Source organism: Paraburkholderia sp. (assembly GCF_035656215.1).
In the GTDB taxonomy this organism is placed as follows: domain Bacteria; phylum Pseudomonadota; class Gammaproteobacteria; order Burkholderiales; family Burkholderiaceae; genus Paraburkholderia.
The window spans coordinates 1-20762 of record NZ_DASRSY010000396.1; the positions used below are offsets into that span (position 1 = coordinate 1).

At 63.0% G+C, this 20762-nt stretch carries 19 protein-coding genes and 2 pseudogenes; 12 read left to right on the top strand and 9 right to left on the bottom strand.

Annotation, left to right across the window (positions count from 1 at the left end):
• From VFE81_RS22970 to VFE81_RS22990, 5 genes and pseudogenes are all read right to left on the bottom strand, one after another.
• Nucleotides 1–149: pseudogene (locus VFE81_RS22970) on the bottom strand (ABC transporter permease); the annotation flags it as partial.
• Nucleotides 150–164: 15 nt separating this feature from the next.
• Nucleotides 165–887 (bottom strand): ABC transporter permease subunit, encoded by a 723-nt coding sequence (locus VFE81_RS22975; protein WP_325046792.1) that lies wholly within the window; start codon nucleotides 885–887, stop codon nucleotides 165–167.
• Nucleotides 888–989: 102 nt separating this feature from the next.
• Complete coding sequence (locus VFE81_RS22980) at nucleotides 990–1814, bottom strand: transporter substrate-binding domain-containing protein (RefSeq protein WP_414695641.1); 825 nt, start codon at nucleotides 1812–1814, stop codon at nucleotides 990–992.
• 326 nt (nucleotides 1815–2140) lie between these two features.
• Nucleotides 2141–2821, bottom strand: a complete 681-nt coding sequence (locus tag VFE81_RS22985) for an isoprenylcysteine carboxylmethyltransferase family protein (RefSeq protein ID WP_325046794.1) — start codon at nucleotides 2819–2821, stop codon at nucleotides 2141–2143.
• Between the two features lie 72 nt (nucleotides 2822–2893).
• Nucleotides 2894–3733, bottom strand: coding sequence for an arylamine N-acetyltransferase (locus tag VFE81_RS22990; protein ID WP_325046807.1), 840 nt, complete (start codon nucleotides 3731–3733; stop codon nucleotides 2894–2896).
• A 484-nt stretch (nucleotides 3734–4217) separates the two neighbouring features.
• On the opposite strand from VFE81_RS22990, the gene VFE81_RS22995 reads away from it, so the two are divergent.
• The 6 genes from VFE81_RS22995 (at nucleotide 4218) to VFE81_RS23020 (ending at nucleotide 12374) form a co-directional block, all read left to right on the top strand.
• On the top strand, nucleotides 4218–5741 hold the full coding sequence (locus tag VFE81_RS22995) for a carbohydrate porin (protein ID WP_325046795.1): 1524 nt from the start codon (nucleotides 4218–4220) through the stop codon (nucleotides 5739–5741).
• A 100-nt stretch (nucleotides 5742–5841) separates the two neighbouring features.
• Nucleotides 5842–6993, top strand: coding sequence for a hypothetical protein (locus tag VFE81_RS23000; RefSeq protein WP_325046796.1), 1152 nt, complete (start codon nucleotides 5842–5844; stop codon nucleotides 6991–6993).
• Between the two features lie 137 nt (nucleotides 6994–7130).
• Nucleotides 7131–8555, top strand: coding sequence for a Dyp-type peroxidase (locus VFE81_RS23005; RefSeq protein WP_325046797.1), 1425 nt, complete (start codon nucleotides 7131–7133; stop codon nucleotides 8553–8555).
• An 82-nt stretch (nucleotides 8556–8637) separates the two neighbouring features.
• Nucleotides 8638–9669 (top strand): iron ABC transporter substrate-binding protein, encoded by a 1032-nt coding sequence (locus VFE81_RS23010; protein ID WP_325046798.1) that lies wholly within the window; start codon nucleotides 8638–8640, stop codon nucleotides 9667–9669.
• Nucleotides 9670–11274, top strand: a complete 1605-nt coding sequence (locus VFE81_RS23015; protein ID WP_325046799.1) for an iron ABC transporter permease — start codon at nucleotides 9670–9672, stop codon at nucleotides 11272–11274. It begins immediately after the preceding gene.
• Nucleotides 11275–11315: 41 nt separating this feature from the next.
• Nucleotides 11316–12374 (top strand): ABC transporter ATP-binding protein, encoded by a 1059-nt coding sequence (locus VFE81_RS23020; protein ID WP_325046800.1) that lies wholly within the window; start codon nucleotides 11316–11318, stop codon nucleotides 12372–12374.
• Between the two features lie 9 nt (nucleotides 12375–12383).
• Here the strand turns inward: VFE81_RS23020 and VFE81_RS23025 are convergent, their stop codons facing one another.
• The gene (locus tag VFE81_RS23025) at nucleotides 12384–13265 is read right to left on the bottom strand and encodes a LysR substrate-binding domain-containing protein (RefSeq protein WP_325046801.1); all 882 of its coding nucleotides are present in this window, start codon (nucleotides 13263–13265) and stop codon (nucleotides 12384–12386) included.
• A gap of 101 nt (nucleotides 13266–13366) precedes the next feature.
• On the opposite strand from VFE81_RS23025, the gene VFE81_RS23030 reads away from it, so the two are divergent.
• Nucleotides 13367–14287: a DMT family transporter gene (locus VFE81_RS23030; RefSeq protein WP_325046802.1), complete on the top strand. Its 921-nt coding sequence runs from the start codon at nucleotides 13367–13369 to the stop codon at nucleotides 14285–14287.
• Nucleotides 14288–14456: 169 nt separating this feature from the next.
• On the opposite strand, the gene VFE81_RS23035 is transcribed toward VFE81_RS23030, so the two are convergent.
• The 3 genes from VFE81_RS23035 to VFE81_RS23045 form a co-directional block, all read right to left on the bottom strand.
• Nucleotides 14457–14708: a Txe/YoeB family addiction module toxin gene (locus VFE81_RS23035; RefSeq protein ID WP_325046808.1), complete on the bottom strand. Its 252-nt coding sequence runs from the start codon at nucleotides 14706–14708 to the stop codon at nucleotides 14457–14459.
• A 10-nt stretch (nucleotides 14709–14718) separates the two neighbouring features.
• Nucleotides 14719–15012, bottom strand: a complete 294-nt coding sequence (locus VFE81_RS23040; protein WP_074287837.1) for a type II toxin-antitoxin system Phd/YefM family antitoxin — start codon at nucleotides 15010–15012, stop codon at nucleotides 14719–14721.
• 260 nt (nucleotides 15013–15272) lie between these two features.
• Nucleotides 15273–16571, bottom strand: coding sequence for an MFS transporter (locus tag VFE81_RS23045; protein ID WP_325046809.1), 1299 nt, complete (start codon nucleotides 16569–16571; stop codon nucleotides 15273–15275).
• A gap of 196 nt (nucleotides 16572–16767) precedes the next feature.
• On the opposite strand from VFE81_RS23045, the gene VFE81_RS23050 reads away from it, so the two are divergent.
• The 5 genes and pseudogenes from VFE81_RS23050 to VFE81_RS23070 form a co-directional block, all read left to right on the top strand.
• Complete coding sequence (locus VFE81_RS23050) at nucleotides 16768–17541, top strand: GntR family transcriptional regulator (RefSeq protein ID WP_325046803.1); 774 nt, start codon at nucleotides 16768–16770, stop codon at nucleotides 17539–17541.
• Between the two features lie 8 nt (nucleotides 17542–17549).
• Nucleotides 17550–19220, top strand: a complete 1671-nt coding sequence (gene mdcA, locus VFE81_RS23055) for a malonate decarboxylase subunit alpha (RefSeq protein WP_325046804.1) — start codon at nucleotides 17550–17552, stop codon at nucleotides 19218–19220.
• Between the two features lie 2 nt (nucleotides 19221–19222).
• Nucleotides 19223–20320 (top strand): triphosphoribosyl-dephospho-CoA synthase, encoded by a 1098-nt coding sequence (locus VFE81_RS23060; protein WP_325046805.1) that lies wholly within the window; start codon nucleotides 19223–19225, stop codon nucleotides 20318–20320.
• Nucleotides 20308–20622, top strand: a complete 315-nt coding sequence (locus tag VFE81_RS23065) for a malonate decarboxylase subunit delta (RefSeq protein WP_325046806.1) — start codon at nucleotides 20308–20310, stop codon at nucleotides 20620–20622. The genes VFE81_RS23060 and VFE81_RS23065 overlap by 13 nt, the downstream gene beginning before the upstream one ends.
• Nucleotides 20619–20762 (top strand): annotated as a pseudogene (locus VFE81_RS23070) (biotin-independent malonate decarboxylase subunit beta); the annotation flags it as partial. The gene VFE81_RS23065 and the pseudogene VFE81_RS23070, both read left to right, overlap by 4 nt.

Consider the following 20762-nt stretch of genomic DNA (forward strand, 5'->3'; position numbering starts at 1 on the left):
AGCCAGTGCGGCGACACGCGCATCGTGACGATCACGAGCGAGAGCAAGCCGCCGAGAATCAGCGAGCAGAAGAACAGCCCGAGCGTGGTCGGCACGGCAGCAATCAGTTGCCGCAGCGTGTCGAGCAGGAAATCGAAGTCGAAATGCATGATGTCCGGTCCTCGTCAGTTGCGCGCGAAGTTGCGCTTGAAGGATCGGCCCACGCGCGCTTCGGCACGGTTGAAGATCCGGTTCGAGATGCTGGTCATCAGCAGATACAGCGCGCCGCCCACCACGAAGAACGTAAAGTACTGATGCGTCGAACCCGCCGCCACCTGACTGGTGCGCAGCAGTTCGGCAAGACCCGTGACGGAAATCAGCGCCGAGTCTTTCAGGCTCAATTGCCAGACATTGCCGATGCCCGGCAACGCGAAACGCAACACTTGTGGAATCAGAATGCGGCGCGCCATCGTCATGGTGGGCATGCCGATCGAACGCGCCGCTTCGAGTTCGCCGCGCGATACCGCGAGTACCGCAGAGCGATACACCTCGGCCTGATACGCGCCGGAAATCATGCCGACCGCGAGTGCGCCGATCACGAATGGCGGCACGCCGACAAAGCCGTCCGCGCCGAACCATTGACCAATCGTGGTCACGAGCGTCGAGCCGCCGAAATAGAACAGATAGATGACGAGCAACTCAGGCACGCCACGAAAGACGGTGGTGTACACATCGCCGATCACGCGCAGCGTGCGAAAACGCGACAGCTTGGCCGCCGCGATCAGGGCGCCGAACACGGCGCCGACCGCGAGTGCCGCCAGCGTGAGTGCCACCGTCATCAATGCTGCAAGCAGCAACACGCCGCCCCAGCCTTCCGGCCCGAAGCCGAGCATCTCTATCAGAGCCATTCCCTACCTCTCATCCATTACAGCGGATCCAACCAGCCGGCAGACGCGGTTCTTCACTTCACTCGCTCCACGCCTGCCCCACCATCTGAGCGCTCAGGCGAATCAAGGCGTGACGTCGGTCTTGAACCACTTGGTCGAGAGCTTCTTGACGGTGCCATCGGCGAGCGCGGCGCTGATCGCGGTATCGAACTTCGCTTTCAGGTCCGCGTCCTGCTTGCGGAATGCGAGGCCTTCACCCGGACCCCAGATCGGGCCGCCGATCTTCGGGCCGGCCATGACGATCGACGCAGTGTCTTTCTTGTCGATGTTGGCGGCGTAGTACGTCACATCGTCGAACGAGGCGTCGATGCGGCCGTTGGCCAGATCGAGATCGCGCTCAGGCGAGGTCTTGTAGACGCGGATCGTGGCGACGTCCTTGAAGCCGTCGTTGATGAACTTGGTGTAGACCGTGCCCGACTGAATGCCGATGGTCTTGCCCTTCAGTTGCTTGCGCAAGGCGTCGACAGTGGGTTGGTCGGCTTTCGGATCGCCTGACAGTTTGACGACGCCCGCGCTCGGCAGGGCCTTGGGCAGCACTTTCGCGTCAGTCACGGCGAACGTGGCCGGCGTGGCGGCGTACGGCTTCGAGAACGCGATGATCTTTTCGCGCTCCGGGGTGATCGAGATCGCGTCCATCAGAACATCGAACTTGCCGGCTTGCAGACCGGGGATCATGCCGTCCCAGTCTTGCGCCACGAGGTTGCACTGCAACTTGATGCGCTCGCACAGGTTGGTGACCAGTTCAGGTTCGAAGCCGCCCAGCTTGCCGCCCGGCAAGGTCAGGTTCCAGGGTGCGTAACCGCCTTCCAGCGCGATCGTCACCGTCTTCCAGTCTTTGGCCTGCACCGGTGCCGCGAAAATCGTCGCGGCGCCGACAACGGCGCCCATCAATACTTTTGCTAACGTCGTGCGCTTCACTTTCACGTCGAAACTCCTTTGATTGAGGAAACCGTCGATCTGGATTTTTTAACTGCCGCTGAATTTGTATAGACAAGTCTGCATGAGTCAAAAAGCAGTCGCAAGAGGATTTGTTCGAAATCGCCAGAATCATCGGGTAAGCCCCTACGAATTGCCGCGCGACAAGGCTTTTAAGGGAGTTCTGAACGTGAAAAGACAATGCACCACGTTCGATTGGGTGCGTCAGCGTGGTGCATTTTGTCTAGACAGGTTGGCGCTTGAGAGGTTGGCGCGCTTCGAATTGGCGCATTGCGCGCCTACCAGATGAACGGTACGAAGCGGTAACGCACATGTGAGGTGTAGGCGGTGTAGCCCTCGAGTTGCTCTGCCAGTACGCGCTCCTCGCGCACCGCGCGCCAGCCGATACCGATCACCAGCAGCGGCACGCAGGCAAGACCCCACCACGAGCCGAGCAGCAATGGCGTGCCGACGAACAACAGCAGCGCGGCCGAGTACATCGGATGACGGACATGGGCATAGGGGCCGGTGTCGATAACCTTGTGACCGCGGCTTGCCTGGATCTTCACGACCGGCGCGGCAAAGCTATTGGCCTGGAACACGAAACGGCACATGAAGATGCAGAGGAAGATGCAGAGCGAGCCGAGGCTCACCAGCCATACCGGCAGCGGCGGCGACCAGTGATAGCGCATCGCGTCGAGCGCCATCAGGACGAGCCAGGCGGTCCACATCAGCGCCACGCCGACCATGAAGAAGCGGTCCCAGCGGCTTTGCTGCGCCTGAACGATCGGCGCGAGACGCTCGGCAAGGAGGCCCGGGTCGTGGCGTGCCAGCCAGAGGCCAACCCACAAACTCAATGCGCCCGTCTCGATCAGATACCACCAGCCGGCAGGCCATGCGAGGGTACCGGCGGCGCCGAACAGCAGCGCGCCCATACATATAAGCCAGGCCACCGTTTGCAGAATGAGGCGCGTGATCATGATGAGTTCGTGGCGCTCGCTGATGGTCGTTGGTGGTTATTGCTGGTTATAGGTGCCCGTTGCGCTCTCGGCTCAGACCGAGCCCGCCGCCGGTGAGCGCAAGCGCCCGAATACTTCCGCCATGTCGATGTCACCCGTGTTCAGACCGAATTGATCGCGCAGGCAGGCCGCAAGTTCGTCAGCATTTTTTAGTTGCCGTTCGCTGATGAGCTGGCCGTCCGCGGCGCGTTCGTTCAGTTGGTCATTGAGTAGTATCAGGCGCGACTCTGCGAGAACCCGGCAAACGATCAGGTTGCTCAGGAAGACAGAGTCCGGCGCGGTCGAGGTGTACCAGTTCGAGGTCTCGTAATCGATCCATTCGACTGGGTGCAGATCGAAACGGTAGACGCGGGCCCATGTTTCATCGTGGGATTGAACTTCGAGGTAGAGCGCGTCGTGCGAGGCATCGGCCAGACGGAACGTGCCCAGTTGCGAGGGCTGCACGGTACCTGCGATCAGGCGCAGCGGCGCTGTTAGCGTCACGCTGCCGAAACCGACATCGGCGATCCATGCTTCGCTTTCCATGTCGACGCGCAGGACCATATGCGTGCGAGGGGGGATCGCGTCGGATTCGCGGCCCCACAGGACTCGGCCTAATAGCGGCGTTACGTTGAAGCCTAATTGCGTCAGGACGTTCGCGAACAGCGCATTCTGTTCGAAGCAGTAGCCACCGCGGTGTTGAATGATCAGCTTTTGTTCGACTGACTCGATATCGAGTTTTACCGCGCGGCGTGTGAGCGGATTCAGGTTCTCGAAGGGGATCGATCTGGGGTGCAGCTTATGGAGTTCCTGGAGTACTTCCAGCGTCGCCGCGCGAGGTCCTTTGTAGCCTATGCGGGTGAAGTAATTTTCCAGATTCACTGTGTGTGACATCGGTGTTGTCCCGGTATGGTTTTGGGCGTGGGGCATTTCAGGGCTTTGCATAACAGCGAGGCTTCGGAAGATGATCATAGCTTCTTTTGTTGCCTGCCCAAGGCGTCCACCTCCCCTTGTCTTCGTAGTCGCCCGACCGGGTCTATTGGCGCCGCCCCTCTACGGGGCGCGGCGGCTACTTCAGAAAACACCCGCTACTCCGGTGCTGGTTTGATCTGCTCGAAACCATACTGAAGCATTACGATTTAATTTCATTTAAATTGCATACAAACAACCTTTCGGAGCAGTACGTAAAGCTCAGAGTTACACATCAGTAATATTGATACGAATCGTTCTCATTTGTGTTGACGCACCTATTCCGCATGCGTAGGATCTCGCCATCTACTGCATCCGGCGTCGCGAACCGATGTAGTAAATCGCAGGCGCACAGTGATGTACCGCCGCGATGCCCAGATTAGTCGATACAACACAAATAAGGATTTCGATGAAGTTCGCCCAATCAACAGAACCCGTCGACGAGGCGCGTTCGCTTCGCGACTCCGCCTCGCGCGCCAGCGCCATGCGCCGCTCGCGTTTGCCCTCGATGCGCCACGCCGCGCTCTGCACGGCTTTCGCCTGGGCCACGTTGACTGCCGGCACCGCAATGGCCGACGCCAACCCCGATGCCGCACCGGAAGCGCCGGAAGCCGACCTGAATGTCAAGGCGACTCAAACGAATCAATGGACCGGCTTCTGGAATCGCCCGACGATGCTCGGCGACATCGGCGGTCTACGTCCCTGGCTTGGCAAATACGGCGTGACGTTCGCGCTCACCGAAACCAGTGAAGTGCTCGGCAACGTCCGCGGCGGCCTCGCGCGCGGCGCGGACTATGACGGTCTCACGACAGCAACCGTGCAATTGGATACGCAAAAAGCGTTCGGTTTGCCAGGTGGTCTTTTCAACGTCAGCGCCTTGCAGATCCACGGCGCCAACCTCAGCGCCAACAAGCTGGGCACGCTGAATACGGCGAGCGGCATCGAAGCCCAGGACACCACTCGCCTGTGGGAGTTGTGGTATCAGCAGTCGTTCCTGAACAAACGCGTCGACGTCAAGGTCGGTCAGCAAAGTATCGACCAGGAATTCATCACCAGCACGAACTCGGCACTGTTCGTGAACACGATGTTCGGCTGGCCCGCGCTACCGTCGTATGACATGCCTAACGGCGGTCCCGCTTATCCGCTGGCCGATCTCGGCGTGCGCGTACGCGGACAGATCACGCCTTCGTTGACGGCGCTCGCCGGCGTATTCGACGGCGATCCGCTCGGCAACAATCCGAACAACAAGAGCGGCACCAATTTCAACCTGCATAACGGCACGCTGTTCATCGGCGAGTTGCAGTACGCGATCAACCAGCCGGCCGACGGCGAAATGGTCGGCATGGGTGGCGGCGGTTTGCCGGGCACCTACAAGGTCGGCGTCTGGTACAACAACGGCAGCTTCGCCGATCAGCGCTTCGACAACACCGGCCTCTCGCTCGCGAACCCGGCAAGTACCGGCGTTGCGCAGAATCATCACGGCGACTACAGCTTCTACGCGGTAGCCGACCAGATGATCTGGCGTCCGGATCCGGACGAGCCGCGCAGCCTCAACGTCTTCGCGCGCGTGATGGGCGCACCGGGCGACCGCAACCTGGTGAGCGTCGCCGCCAACCTCGGCATCGTGCTGAAGGCGCCGTTCGCCGGCCGCGACAACGACAGCGCCGGCATCGCGCTTACGTACATCAAGATCGGCAACCACGTAAATGGTCTCGATCAGGATAACCTGGCATTCAGTGGCGGCCCGTACGGCGTGCGCACCAGCGAAACCACGCTCGAAGCGACCTACCAGTATCAGGTCAACCCGTGGTGGCAACTGCAAGCCGATGCGCAATACACGTTCAATGCCGGCGCCGGCCAGAACCCGAGCGATCCGACGCAGCCGCTGCGCAATACGTTCGTCATCGGCGTGCGGACCAACATCACATTCTGATGCCGTTCCCAGCCATCACACACGCTCTAGCCCAATCGAATCCCATGCTTTCGATCATGACCGCAACCACCGCTTTGTGCGCAGGCACGGAGGCTCACTCATGAACAACCCCACGCGCCTTATTTCGCCGCGCGCCGCGCGGGCCCTGATTGCCGCAACCGTCAGCGCCGCCGCATTCGCGACGGCCGGCGTCGCGCACGCCGAACCGCAAGGTTTCCTCGAAACCGTCAAGCATCACACCACGCTGATCAATACCGTGCCGGAAAATGGCGACCAGAATCCGTATGCGGTCGTGGTCGCGCCGGTCACGGCCGGTACTGTCAAGCAGGGCGACGTGCTGGTCGGCAACTTCAATAACTCGACCAATCTGCAAGGCACCGGCAGCACGATCATCAACTATCACCCGGACACCAAACAGATGACGGTGTTCGCCACGGTGCCGCGCGATCTGAAGGAATGCCCGGGCGGCATCGGCCTGTCCACCGCGATGACGATGCTCAAGTCGGGCTATGTGATCGTCGGCAGCACGCCGAGCAATGACGGCACCACCGGCACCAAGGGCGCCGGCTGCCTGATCGTGATCGATCCGAACGGCAAGGTCGCGTCGACCATCAGCAGCCCGAACATCAACGATCCGTGGGGCAACATGGCGGTCGTGGACAACGGCACGAGCGCGACGCTGTTCGTCAGCAACGCCGGCTTCGGCGTGGGCGGTGCGAACGGCAATCCGCCGGTGTTCAAGCAGGCCACCGTGCTGCGTCTGGACCTCGATGTGCTGGCCGGCAAGCCGCCGGTCGTGAAGAAGGAAACCGTGATCGGCAGCGGCTTCGGCGCGCAGGCCGATAAGGGCGTGTTCCTCGTCGGTCCGACCGGCCTCGCGCTGTCGGGCGATCAGAAACTGCTGTACGTGTCCGATGCAATCGGCAACCGTGTCACCGAAATCGACGACCCGATGACGCGCGACACCAGCGCGGGCGTGGGCCGCCAACTGACTGCCGACGGCCTGCTGCATCGCCCGCTCGCAATGGTCACGGCGCCTAACGGCCACCTGCTCGTCACCAATGCACTGAACGGCCAGATCGTTGAAATCGATCCTGCCACCGGCAAGCAACTCTACGCACGCTGGATCGATACCGACAAGGCGCAATCGCCCCCGGGCAACGGCGACCTCTTCGGTCTCGCGATAACGCCCGAAGGCGACGGCTTCTACTACGTGCAGGACGACGTGAACACGCTGGTGCTGGCCAGGTAAGCGATGCAAGTCAGCGATGCAAAGCAGCGACGCGAGCAACGAAGGCAAACCAGCAAGGCAAAAGAGCGAAGCGAACCCGGCCTCAGAGCCGGACGCAAACCCGGCCCATCCCACGGCCAACTGAAGGTGAAGTAACCATGGCAAACGATCAACCCCCGCGGCCCTCACGGCGCGGATTTCTGAAGGCCGGCAGTGCGGCGGTCGCAGCGGGCGCGAGCCTCGGTGCGACCGGCGTCGCCCAGGCCGCGCTTGGCAAGACGCCGGCGCACAACGCCGATCCGCAGATGGCGGTCGAACCGTTCTACGCCCTGCATCAAGGCGGCATCGTCACGCCGCAGCAAAGTCATACGTATGTTGCCGCGCTCGATCTCACGACCGACAAACGCGACGACGTGATCGCCTTGCTGCGCGCCTGGACCGACGCCGCTGCGCGTCTTACGCAAGGCGCCACGGCCGCACCGCTGCCGACTGGCACCGCGGCCAAAGCGGAACTGGCCGACACGAAGATTGATACGCAGGTCGTCACGAAGGCCGATGCCAAGGCCGACAATACGGCTGACAACGCGGCTGACAACGCGGCTGACAACACGGCCTACAGCCAGACCAACACCAAAGCCGCGCCCGATTCCGGCGACGTGCTCGGCTTAGGCCCATGCGGCCTGACGATCACGTTCGGTTTCGGCCCGGGTCTGTTCACGAAGGACGGCAAGGACCGCTACGGCCTCGCCACGCGCCGCCCCGCCGCGCTCGTCGATCTGCCGCGTTTCAACGGCGATCAGTTGATCGAGCAGAAGACCGGCGGCGACCTGTTCATCCAGGCCTGCGCGAACGATCAGCAGGTCGCGTTTCACGCGGTCCGGCAATTGGCGCGTGTCGCGTACGGCACCGCAGCGATGCGTTGGGGCCAATCCGGTTTCCTGTCCGGTCCGCGCGGCCAGACGCCGCGCAATCTGATGGGTTTCAAGGACGGCACCAACAATCCGTCGACCGCGAAGCCGCAGTTGATGAACGAATTCATCTGGGCCGGCGCGACCGCCGACGCTCCCTGGATGGAAGGCGGCACCTACACGGTGGTGCGGCGCATCCGGATCACGCTCGAACACTGGGACAACACTGAGGTGGATTTCCAGGAACAGATATTCGGCCGTCACAAGTACAGCGGCGCGCCGATCGGCAAGAAGAACGAGTTCGCCGCGGTGGACCTGAAGGAAGAAGACAAGGACGGCAATCCGGTGATTCCGGAGAACTCGCACGTGCGTCTGTCGAATCAGGCGAGCAACAACGGTGCGCAGATTCTGCGCCGTTCGTACTCATACAACGACGGCACGAACTTCTATATCGAGCGCTGGCCGCCATGGCGTCAGGAAACCGAGTACGACGCGGGCCTGATTTTCGTCGCTCACCAGAGCGACCCGCGTACCGGCTTCATTCCGATCAATGACAAGCTCGCGAAGTTCGACATGATGAACCAGTTCACGACGCACGTCGGCAGCGCGGTGTTCGCTGTGCCGCCGGGCGCGAAGCCGGGTTCGTATATCGGCGCGGGACTGTTCGAGACGTAATGCAAGCCGCGAAGTAAGCCGCTATGCCACGAGGCAAGCGGCATATCGACGACCAATAACATCACTAACGGATTTTAGGATCATGGCTCATTCCTGGTTTGGCACCCGCCTGCGCCTGCTCAGCAGCGCAGCCGCCCTCACGCTGGCCGCCTTCGCGACCGTGCCGTCGGCGGCCCACGCTGCGTCGATCACGCTGTACAGCGCGCAGCACGAGCAGGTCGTCAATCTGCTGGCTAAAGACTTCGAGAAAGAGTCGGGCATTTCGGTGAAGATCCGCAGCGGCGAAGGCCCGGCGATGGCTGCGCAACTCGTCGCGGAAGGCACCGCCACGCCTGCTGACGTCTACTTCACGGAAAACTCGCCTGAGTTGATGCTGCTCGAAGAGAGAGGCCTATTGAGCCACGTGAACGACTCGACGCTCGCCACCGTGCCGACGCGCTTCAATTCGCCGAGCGGCGTTTGGGTCGGCGTGACCGCACGCGAGAACGTGCTCGCCTACAACACGACCAAGGTACAGGCATCGCAACTGCCGCAGTCGCTGTTCGATCTGGCCAAGCCGGAATGGAAAGGCAAGGTCGGCATTGCACCGAGCGACGGTGACTTCCTGCCGCTCGTGAGCGCCGTGCTCGCACTGAAGGGTGAAGCGCAAACCGTCGCATGGTTGAAGGGCCTGAAAGCCAACTCGCAGATTTTCGACGACGACGAAGGTGTGGTGGCCGCCGTCAATCGCGGCGGCGTCGCGACCGGTCTGATCAACAACTACTACTGGGCGCGTCTGCACGCTGAGATCGGCGATGCGAAAACCCGCAGCGCGATCTATCACTTCGGCAACGGCGACGCCGGCGCGCTGGTGAACGTGTCGGGCGCAGCGGTGCTGAACTCCGCTCACAACACGGACGGCGCGCAAAAGTTTCTCGCGTATCTGGTCAGCGAGCGCGCACAGAAGCTGATGGCGAACAGCCACGTCATGTTCGAATATCCGTTGCATGCAGGCGTTGCGCCGGACCCGATCCTCAAGCCCTTCACTGAACTGAACCCGCCGGCGCTGACAATCCAGCAACTCGGCGACGACAGCCAGGCAGGCAAGCTGCTGCGTCAGGCAGGCTTGCTGTAAATGAGCGATGCCGTGTCAGCCGGGCCTCCGGCTGTAACCTCCGCCCCAGCGCGCGCCCGTTTGCGCGCGCCGCGCGGTTTGTTCGCGGCAGCAGCACTCAGCGCTTTGCTGGTGTTGCTGCCGATTGCGTTTACCTTCTGGCGCGCGGCGAGCTTCGGTATCGACGAGGCGGTCGATCTGATCTTCCGGCCACTGGTCGGCGAACTGCTGGTCAACACGCTGCTGATCACCGTCTCGACCACGCTCGTCTGCGCTGTCGTCGGCACGGCGGCCGCATGGTTTGTCGAACGTACGCATTTGCCGGGGCGTCGCATATGGGCCGTGCTCACCGCCGCGCCGCTCGCGATGCCAGCCTTCATTTCGAGCTATGCATGGGTGTCGCTGAGCCTGGATCTGCAGGACTTCAACGGCGCGCTGCTGGTGCTGAGCGCTGCGTATTTCCCGCTCGTTTATCTGCCAGTGGCCGCGGCGTTGCGCAGCATGGACCCGGCGCTCGAAGAAAGCGCGCGCGCGCTCGGCTGCAATCGCTGGGCTACTTTCATTCGCGTCGTGTTGCCGCAACTGCGCCCCGCGCTGCTCGGCGGCATGTTGCTGGTGGCGCTCGGCGTGCTGTCCGAATTCGGCGCGTTTACGCTGCTGCGCTTTCGCACCTTCACCACGCAAATCTACGCGGAATACCGCACCAGTTTCGATGGCGGCGGCGCTTCGCTGCTCGCGTGCCTGCTGATCGTGATCTGCCTGATCGTGCTGGCGTTCGAGTTTCGGGTACGCGGCGCGGCACGCTATGAACGCGTCGATCGTGGGACACGTCGCGCGGTATTGCGCTACGACCTCGGCGCGTGGCGCTGGATCGTCGTGGCCGGGTTCGCTGCGCTGGCGATCGCAACACTCGGCGTGCCGCTCGGCATGATCGGCTACTGGCTCACGCAACCGGGCGCGGCTGCCGTCACACCGGCCGACGTGTCGCCCGAACTGCTGTTCGATGCGACGATCTCGTCGCTCGGTTTCGGGCTCGCCGCCGCGCTGCTGACCACGCTGCTGGTCGTGCCGCTCGCGTTTCTGCTAGTGCGCTATCCGACGCGTTTCGCGACGCTGTTCGAACGCACTGTTTTTCTGGCGCAAGGCATACCGGGGCTGGTGATCGCGCTGGCGATCGTGTCGCTCGCGGTACATGCGCTGCAACCGCTCTATCAAAGCGCGACGCTGCTGGTGATCGCGTACGCGATGCTGTTCATGCCGGTGGCACTGGTCAGCGTGCGCGCCGCCTTCATGCAGGCGCAGCCGCGTCTCGAAGAGACTGCACGCGCCCTCGGTCTGACCTGGTCGCAGACCCTGTTGCGCGTGGTATTGCCGCTGGCGGGGCCTGGACTTGGCGCGGCCGCGGCGATGGTGTTCATCTCGGTCGTCACCGAGCTCAACGCAACGCTGCTGCTCTCCCCCATCGACACGCGAACACTCGCGACCCAGGTCTGGGCCGACACGTCGACGATGGCGTTTGCCGCCGCAGCGCCGTACGCCGCGCTACTCACCGGCATTTCGCTGTTCGCCTCCGGCCTCCTGTTCGCCTTGCTCGGCAAATCGGCATTACTCGGCGAACGCAACTGAACATCGCGCACCCTCGCCCTGCTTCTAGACATCGGATTTTCATGAGCGAACTTCGTATCCGCGGACTGCAAAAATCGTTCGACGGCCATCCGGTGCTGCACGGCATCGATCTCTCCGTCGAGCGCGGCACGTTGCTCGCGCTGCTCGGACCGTCCGGCAGCGGCAAGACCACCCTGCTGCGCCTGCTGTGCGGTTTCGAACGCGCGGATAGCGGCAGCGTCGAAATCGACGGCCGCCGCGTCGCCGGCGACAACCTTCATGTGCCGTCCGAGCAGCGCCGCATCGGCTATGTGCCGCAGGAAGGCGCGCTGTTTCCGCATCTTTCCGTGGCGGACAACATCGTCTTCGGCTTGCCGCGCACGCAGCGCCGCGCGCGGCATCGTGTGGCCGAGTTGCTGGAACTGGTCGGCTTGCCGGCGAACTTCAGCGGGCGGGCGCCGCAGCAACTGTCAGGCGGTCAGCAGCAGCGTGTCGCACTGGCTCGCGCGCTCGCGCCGTCGCCGACGCTGGTGATGCTCGACGAGCCCTTCTCCTCGCTCGACGCCGCACTGCGGCTCGAAACGCGGCAAGCGGTGGCGAGCGCCCTGGCCGCGGCCGGCGCGACCGCCGTGCTCGTCACGCACGATCAATCGGAAGCGCTGTCGCTCGGTCATGAGGTCGCCGTGCTCTGGAACGGCCGGCTGATTCAGACGGCGACGCCGGAGACGCTGTACCGCAGGCCCGTGACGCGTGAACTCGCGTCGTTCGTCGGTGAAGCGGTGTTATTGCCGGGCGTGGTCAAGCAGAATCGCGTGAATTGCGAGCTCGGCGATTTGCCGCTGGGCGAGCCGATGGGCAACGGCGCGGTCGACGTGATGGTGCGGCCTGAACAGATCCGTCTGTTGCGGGCCGAAGAAACGATGCCGAATGGCGTGGCGTCATATGACGCCGTCGTGCAGGAGGTGATCTTTCAGGGGCAGGACGCAGGCGTCGCGCTGCAATTGCAGTCCGGCGCGCGGACCGTGGTGCGCGCTCGCGTGCCTGGGTATCTGTCGCCGCGTCCGGGCGAACACGTGCGGCTAGCGGTGGATGGTGAGGTCACGGCTTATCCGCGAGCTTGAGCGGTGCAGTTATGCCGCCGCCCCACGCGTTTGCGTGCGCAGCGACAAATCCTGCACCATCTGCGCGGCCAGATAATCGCACGTCGGCCGGTCCGATTTAGCGCTGCGCGCCACCACGATTTCCAGCGGCGCGATCTTCGGCAAGCCTTGCGCTTCGCCCAGAATCGCCAGCCGCGGCGGCACGCTGCAACGCGTGAGCGCAATCACCGAAAGCCCCGCATCCACGGTTGCCACCAGACCCATCAGACTTGCGCTGCTAAACGCCGCCCGATAGCGGATACGCGCACCGTCCAGCGCCGCCAGCGTATGCTGGCGCGCGACACAGCCCGGCTCGTAAAGCCCGACCGGCAAGGGCGACGCCGCGAGCACCGGCGTATCCACCGACGCCCCCACCCACACCATCGGCTCGCTGCGCACGAATTCGCCGCGCAATTTGCGGTCGCGGGTGACGAAGGCGAGATCGATCTTGTTATCGGCCAGCATCGGCGCGAGCGACGTGCTCTGCGCGCAGACGATCTCGATCTCCACATGCGGATACAGATTCGAAAAGCGCCGCAACACCGGCGACAGTAGCGACGACACGTAATCGTCCGGTGCGCCCAGCACCACGCGCCCGGTCACCTCGGGCCGCACGATCGCCGACCACGCCTCCTCATGCAACGCCAGTACACGCCGTGCGTATTCGAGCAGCGTATTGCCGGGCCGCGTGAGCGAGAGATTGCGCGTGTTGCGGGCAAACAGCGTGGTGCCGAGCATGGTTTCGAGCCGCTTGATCTGCATGCTGACTGCCGCCTGCGAGCGATGCACGGTAATCGACGCCTTCGTGAAACTGCCCGTTTCCACTACCGCCACGAAGGTGCGCAGCAAATCGACGTCGAATTCGGGGTGCATGATTTATCAATCCAGCTTATGGAATTACTCAATTTAATTCGTTTGTCGGTGCTGTGCAAGCCGCGCAATACTTGAGACTCCCTCTTACGGAGCTGCCTGGCATGTCCCTCACCCAACGTCAACAAGGCGCAATTACGCTGGCCAGCGGCGGGCTTCTGATGGGCACGCTCGGCATTTTCGTCGAGGAAGCGCGGCTCGGCGCGCTGACGCTGGTGTTCTTTCGCTGCCTGTTCGGTTTCCTCTCGCTCGCCGCATATTGCGCGTGGAAGGGCTTCTTCACACGCGCGCATTTCACACGGCGCACCGTCGCGCTCGCGCTGATCTCCGGCGTGCTGATGGTCACGCAGTGGGTCGGTTTCTTCGACGCGATTCATCGCACCAGTATTGCGGTGGCGACGGTGGTATTTCACGTGCAGCCGTTCTGGGTCGTGCTGATGGGCGCGGCGCTGTTCAACGAGCGCCTTGGGGTCGACCGGCTCGGCTGGATCGCGACCGCGTTCGTCGGGCTTGTTTTGGCCTCAGGCGTTGCGGCTACCGAAAATCTGCAGGGTCACACGAGCTATCTGATCGGGATCGGCGAGGCATTGGCCGGATCGGTGCTGTACGCGAGCGTCACGTTGATCGCCAAAGGGCTCGGCAATTTGCGGCCGCATCTGCTGACGCTCGCACAGTGCGCGGTCGGCGTGGTGTGCCTGCCGTTCATTGCGCCGCTCACTGCCGTGCATATCGGGCCGATGCAGTGGTTCTGGCTGGTCGGCATGGGCGTGCTGCATACGGGGCTGTCGTATGTGTTGATTTACGGCGCGCTGCCGAAGCTGACCACGCCGATCATCGCCGTGCTGCTGTTCGTCTATCCGCTGACGGCGATCGTGGTCGATGCCGTTGTGTACGGACGGGCGCTGTCGCTGCCGCAGCTCGCGGGCATGGCGTTGATCGTGATCGCAAGCCTCGGCGTGAATCTCGGCTGGCCGCTGCTTTCGATGTTGCGTCCTGGTGGACGGGCGCGGCATCACGCGGATTGAGGATTGAGCATGAGGCCCGCGGTTGCGGACTGATCGCACGCTGGTCACACAGCGCTTACCGACACACTGCCGTGCGCGCGTACGCCTTGCGAGGGTTGTAGCGCGTGGCATGGGCTGCATGCGTTGATGCGTTAAACAAACAACCGGGCAATGCGCCCGGTTGTTCGTTTCAGTCGTCGTAGTGAAAGCGGCAAGCAATCACATAGATCTTTCCGTCTCCCGGTAGGTAAACCAAACGATCCGCATGAGTGATGCGTCGTGACCAGAAGCCGCTTAAGCTGCCCACCAGCGCTTCCGGTTTTCCCGTACCGCGATAAGGATCGCGCCGACACTCCTCTAGCAACGTATTGATCTTGCGCAAGACCTTTCGATCAGTCTCTTGCCAGTACCGATAGTCGTCCCACGCTTCGTCTGTGAACATAAAAACACTATCAGCCTTTGCGGCCTCCTCGTTGAGGCTTTTCTGTTTGCTCATCGGTCAGCAGGTCGCGCGAAGTCGCACCGCCGGCATTCAACTGAGCGATAGATTTGGCAAGCCGCTGGGCATTCTTCGATGAACTCAACAGATACAAGGTTTCCTGCATCGCATTGAAATCCTCGAGCGAAACCATCACCACATTTTCGCCGCTCTGTCGGGTTATCAGCATGGGCGTGTGATCGCGGCAGACGTCGTCCATCGCTTGCTTAAAGCCGGCACGCGCCTCGCTGTAAGTAAGGACGTTCATTCGTTTCTCGACCTGGGAGGTTGCCCTCCAGTCGCTCCTATCAAAAGTTAGAGACGATTCCACCGCCAAGCGGATTTCTCATGCCACGGCGGCTGCTATGTGGGTCGGCGACTCTGAGATAAAACTATCCTGAGCCCGGCATTCATTGTACAGATTGCTGTACATGTCGGCAAACCCCAAAAAACGAAGGAAACGTCGTCTAACCGGTAGGAAGCATGCCCGCTACTATCGACTCTCGCCACTCAGCCAAACGGCCAATCTCACTGCGGCAACACCTCTCCCTTCGTCTCCGGCGCAAACGGGATCACGAACAAACCAACGATAAACGCCAGCGCCGTGAGCGCCACCGGCACGCCGAGCGTATGCATATGCAGCACCGCCGCGCCGAGCAGGAAGTTGACACCCGCCCCGATAAACCGTCCGAACGACGTACAGAATGCAAACGCCGTCGCCCGTACGCGGGTTTCGAACTGCTCCGGCAGCCACAAGCTGAACAGCGCGAAATTGCCACCGAAGAAGCCCAGCACGAAGAGCCACGCAATAAACGGTGCGAGTCCGTTCGGCAGATAGAACGCCCAGCCGAAACTGCCGACAATCGCCACCGCCATGCCGACGAAGTAAATCGCCAGCGTCTTCTTGCGGCCGATCCGCTCAGCCAGGGGCGGCAATGCAAGACAGCCGAGGATCGTCGCGATCGACAGCAAGCCGGTTGCCAGCGACGCCGTCCTGATCGCATCGTTCTTCGTCATGCCGGCCTTCGTCGCCAATTGAATCACAGCCGACGGCTCATACACCGCGCCCGCCCACAAACCGACAATCGCGATGGTCAGCAGAATGCACGCGACCCACGTGCGGCGCCGATACGTCGGCCCGAGAATTTCACGCAGCGGTTTGACATGCACGGTGCGCGCCTCCGCTTTCTGCCACTTCTCCGATTCCTTCACGCGCAGCAGCACCAGAATCGCGACCACCACCGGCACGGCGCCGGTCAGGAACATCGCGCGCCAGCCGTAATGCACGCCGATCGTGTAGTTGAGCGCCGCCGCGAGAAAGAATCCCGCGTAATAACCCGTTTGCAGATAACCCGCGCCCATCTTGCGGCGATCTTCCGGCCATGCCTCGGCCACATACGTCCCCGCCAACGCCCACTCGCCGCCAATGCCGACCCCGGCAATGAAACGGTAAATGGCGAGCTCCCACACGTTGTGCGAGGTCGCGGCAAGTCCCGTGAAAATCGCGAACGTGAAAATGGTGCCCGCCAGCACCTTGGTGCGGCCGAAACGGTCCGCCAACGGCCCCCAGATGAACGACAACCCCCAGCCGACCAGAAACAGCGCAAACAGAATCGAACCGGCGAGACCGACATTCGCGGGTGTCGCGGCGTATCCCGAACGCGGCAGCAACTCGGTCAAGGCCGGCGTCAACACTAGCGCGTAGATAAACGAGTCCATCCCGTCGAGCGTCCAGCCGGCCCATGCTCCCCAAAACCCTGCGATCTGCGAACGATTGAGCGGCGTGCGGCGCCGAGCGACCGGCGTGCGGTCGGTTAGTGAATTCATCATGCTCCTCCGGCCCTGCGGTTGGCGTACGTGGCGTACCTGGACTACGTAAAGGGAACGACGGGATGACGCGCCTGCTAGTGAATCGATGTGCCTCGTATAACGTTGAGACCACACCGCGGGTCGCCGGTGGTGAAAAACTTTCCGGGTTTGTCCGCCTGCAAAACGCACATTTTTATATATAATATTTGATCTTATGAGCGACGCAATAGATGGTTTTCCCCTGGACGCCCCGGCGCACAGTCCGCTTCTACCCGCGGCGGCGCCGCGTGAGAGCACGTCCCGCGTCATCGCGGAGGCGCTGCGCGCGGCGATTGTCGACGGCACGCTGGCGCCTGGCGTGCCGCTGCGGCAGGACGCAATCGCCCGGCATTTCTCGGTCAGCGCTATTCCCGTGCGCGAGGCCTTGCGCCAGCTCGAAAGCGAAGGCTGGGCGAGAGCCGCCGTACATAAAGGCGCGACCGTCGCGCCGTTGTCTGCAGACGAGGCGCGCGAAATCTACGAAATCCGCTCCGCGCTGGAAAGCCTCGCCATCGGCCTCGCGATTCCGAATCACACCGCCGCCACGCTGCGCGAATCCGCGAGCCTGTGCCGCGCCGCTGAACGCGAGTCGGACCCATCGTTGTACGTCGCGCGTAATGTGGCGTTTCATATGAGCCTGTATGCGCCCGCCGCCCGTCCGCAACTCGAAGATATGATCGGCACGCTGCATCGGCGCGGCGAACGGTATCTGCGTCTGAAGTTCGGCTTGCCGTCGTACAAAGGCGAGTCGGACAATGAACACGCCGCCTTGCTCGACGCTGTCAAACGCCGTGATATTCCTGCGGCACAGTCTCTGGTCGTCGCGCATCTGCTCGGCACCGGCGACCTGCTCCATCGTTTCCTGACCGAACGCGCGCAGGCGGAAGCCGCGCTTGCGAACCAACCCAAGCCGCGCGCCAGACGCACGCGCACTACCACCGGGAGCTGAATCCGCCGATGAACCGACCCGCCGAAGCCGTCGAAGCTTCCACCACAGCACGTTCCTGGACCACGCGCCGCGACGAAAAGAACCGTCGCCTCGCGGCCATTGCACCGTGGCTGGAAGACGGCGTCCTGCCGACAAACCGCATCGTCGATGCACTCGAAACGCTGATTCAACCTGGCGACCGCGTCGCACTCGAAGGCGACAACCAGAAGCAGGCCGATTTCCTGTCCCGTTCGCTCGCCAAGGTGGATCCGCAAAAGATTCACGACGTGCATCTGCTGATTTCGAGCATCGGCCGTCCTGAACATCTGACGCTGTTCGAGCGCGGCATCGCGCACAAGGTCGATTTCTCGTTTGCCGGCCCGCAGAGTTTGCGCGTCGCGCAACTGCTCGAAGACGGCCAGCTGGAAATCGGCGCGATCTATACGTACGTCGAGTTGTACGCGCGGATGTTCGTCGACCTCACGCCGCACGTCGCGCTGCTGTGCGCGGAAAAAGCTGACCGCCACGGCAATCTGTACACCGGCCCGAATACTGAAGACACACCGACTATCGCGGAGGCCGCCGCGTTCCGGCACGGCATCGTGATCGTGCAGGTCAACGAGATCGTCGATGAATTGCCGCGCGTCGATATTCCGGGTTCGTGGGTCGACGTGGTGGTGCAGGCGGACAGGCCGTTCGCCGTCGAGCCTTTGTTCACGCGCGATCCGCGTCATATTGGCGACCTGCAGGTGCTCACCGCGATGATGGTGATTCGCGGCATCTACGAACCGTACGGCGTGAGCTCGCTGAATCACGGCATCGGCTTCGATACCGCGGCGATCGAATTGCTGCTGCCCACTTACGGCGAATCGCTCGGCCTGAAGGGCAAGATCTGCCGCAACTGGACGCTCAATCCACATCCCACCATGATCCCCGCGATCGAATCGGGCTGGGTCGACAGCATCCATTGCTTCGGCAGCGAGGTCGGCATGGAGGCGTACATCGAAGCGCGCCCCGACGTATTTTTCACGGGCAACGACGGCAGCCTGCGCTCGAATCGCGTGCTGTGCCAACTGGCCGGGCAATACGGCGTCGATCTGTTTATCGGCTCGACCTTGCAGATCGACGCGGACGCGAATTCATCGACGGTGACGCGCGGCCGCCTTGCCGGTTTCGGCGGTGCGCCGAACATGGGCCACGATCCGCGCGGCCGGCGTCATTCGAGCGAAGCGTGGCTCAAGCTGCTGAAGGATCAGGGTCCGGTCTCGCGCGGACAGAAGCTGGTCGTGCAGTTGGCCGAGACTTACAAGAAAGGCGGCGAACCGACTTTCGTCGATGAACTCGACGCGGTTGCCGTCGGCGCGAAGAGCGGCATGCCGATCGCCCCCGTGATGATCTACGGCGACGACGTGAGCCACGTGGTCACCGAGGAAGGCATCGCGTATTTGCATAAAGCCGAAGGGATCGACGAGCGGCGCGCAGCCTTGGCTGCCGTGGCCGGCGTGACACCGATCGGGCTGCGTGCCAAGCCGGAGAAGACCGCCGAGTTGCGTCGGCGCGGCATCGTCGCGTATCCGGAAGATCTCGGCATTCGGCGTGGGGAAGCCAAGCGTTCGCTGCTGGCGGCACGCAGCATCGACGATCTGGTGACGTGGTCGGGTGGGCTGTACGCGCCGCCGGCGCGCTTCAGGAGTTGGTAACGATGGCGCCCGCTGCTTTGCTCGAGCGCGAGGCCGAGGCCATGCCGGAGGCGAAAGCTGAACTCATTCCTCGTGCTGCCGCGCTGATCGCGCGAGAAACGGGCATGGTCAGGTCCACGGGCTATGCCGCGCCGGCCGCTGACGTCGACGTGCATTGGCGCATCGCGCCGGCACGCCACACGGGCACGGTGGCGCATGCGGCGAGCACGGCAAACAGCGCTGCGGTGGTACGGCAGACGGAACTGTCCGATGCCCAACTCGCACGCTACGCCGTCACCGCGCTGATCGAAGAAGCGCAACTCACGCCGAAACCCGCGTTAGTCGACCAGCGCGGCAGCGGTGCGCATCGCGACCTCGATCTCGCCACCATGCTGCGCTCGGCACACGCGCTCGAACCGACGTTCGCGGCGCTTGCACGTGCAGCGCGCCACCGTGGCGAACCCTCCGCGCTTTTGCGTGCGGAACTCGCGCAGATCGGCCGCGCCGGCGAGCAGGCCATGCTGCAGGCCACCGGCGGCAGCAACGCGCATCGCGGCGCGATCTGGATTGTCGGCTTGCTGGTGGCGGGTGCGTCGATGCCACGCAGCGCCGCGCGTCTGAGCACGTCGCACGTCTGCACGCTCGCAGCGCAGATTGCCTGCTTCCCGGATCGCTTCGCCGCGCCTGCCGATAGTCACGGCGAGCGCGCGCGACAGCGCTATCAGGTAGGCGGAGCGCGCCGCGAGGCACAGGACGGTTTCCCGCACGTCATCGATATCGGTTTGCCCGCGTTGCTCGCAGCGCGAGCCAGCGGAGTCGACGAGAACGCCGCGCGCATCGACGCTCTGCTCTCGATCATGGTGTCGCTCGACGACACCTGCCTGCTGCATCGCGCGGGTTTGCCTGGTTTGCACGCAGCACAACAAGGCGCGCGCCGCGTGCTGCAAGCGGGCGGAAGCTCGACGCCGGACGGCCACGCCGCCCTCGTCGCACTCGAACACGCATTGCTGTCGCTCAACGCATCGCCTGGCGGCGCAGCCGATCTGCTCGCCGCCACCCTCTTTCTCGACATGCTGGCGCATCGCGACGCCAGCGGGAGCTCAGCCTCATGGAACATCTGACCTTCGACTATCCGGCGCAACGCGCCGTCACGACCCGCGCGCATGTCGGTGTGGTCGGCTCGGGCGATCTGGAAGTGCTGCTGTCGCCTGCTGAAAACAGCGCGGCCCTGACCGCGCATGTGGTTGTGCGCACCAGTGTCGACGGCTACAGCCACATCTGGAAGAGCGTGCTCGACCGCTTCTTCACGCGCTACGACGGCGCGGCGCAGATCGAAATCAACGACTTCGGCGCGACACCCGGGGTCGTCGCGCTGCGGCTTGCGGAAGCCATCGAAGCCGCGGAACAGGAAGACGACGTATGACGACCGTCGCCACTGTACGTCCCGCGTCGATGCTGCGCGAAAGCTTCATTGAATTGTCCGCCCGCGAGCGCGCCCGCTCGCTGCTCGACGCCGGCACGTTCCGCGAACTGCTCGGACCGTTCGACAAGATCGAATCGCCG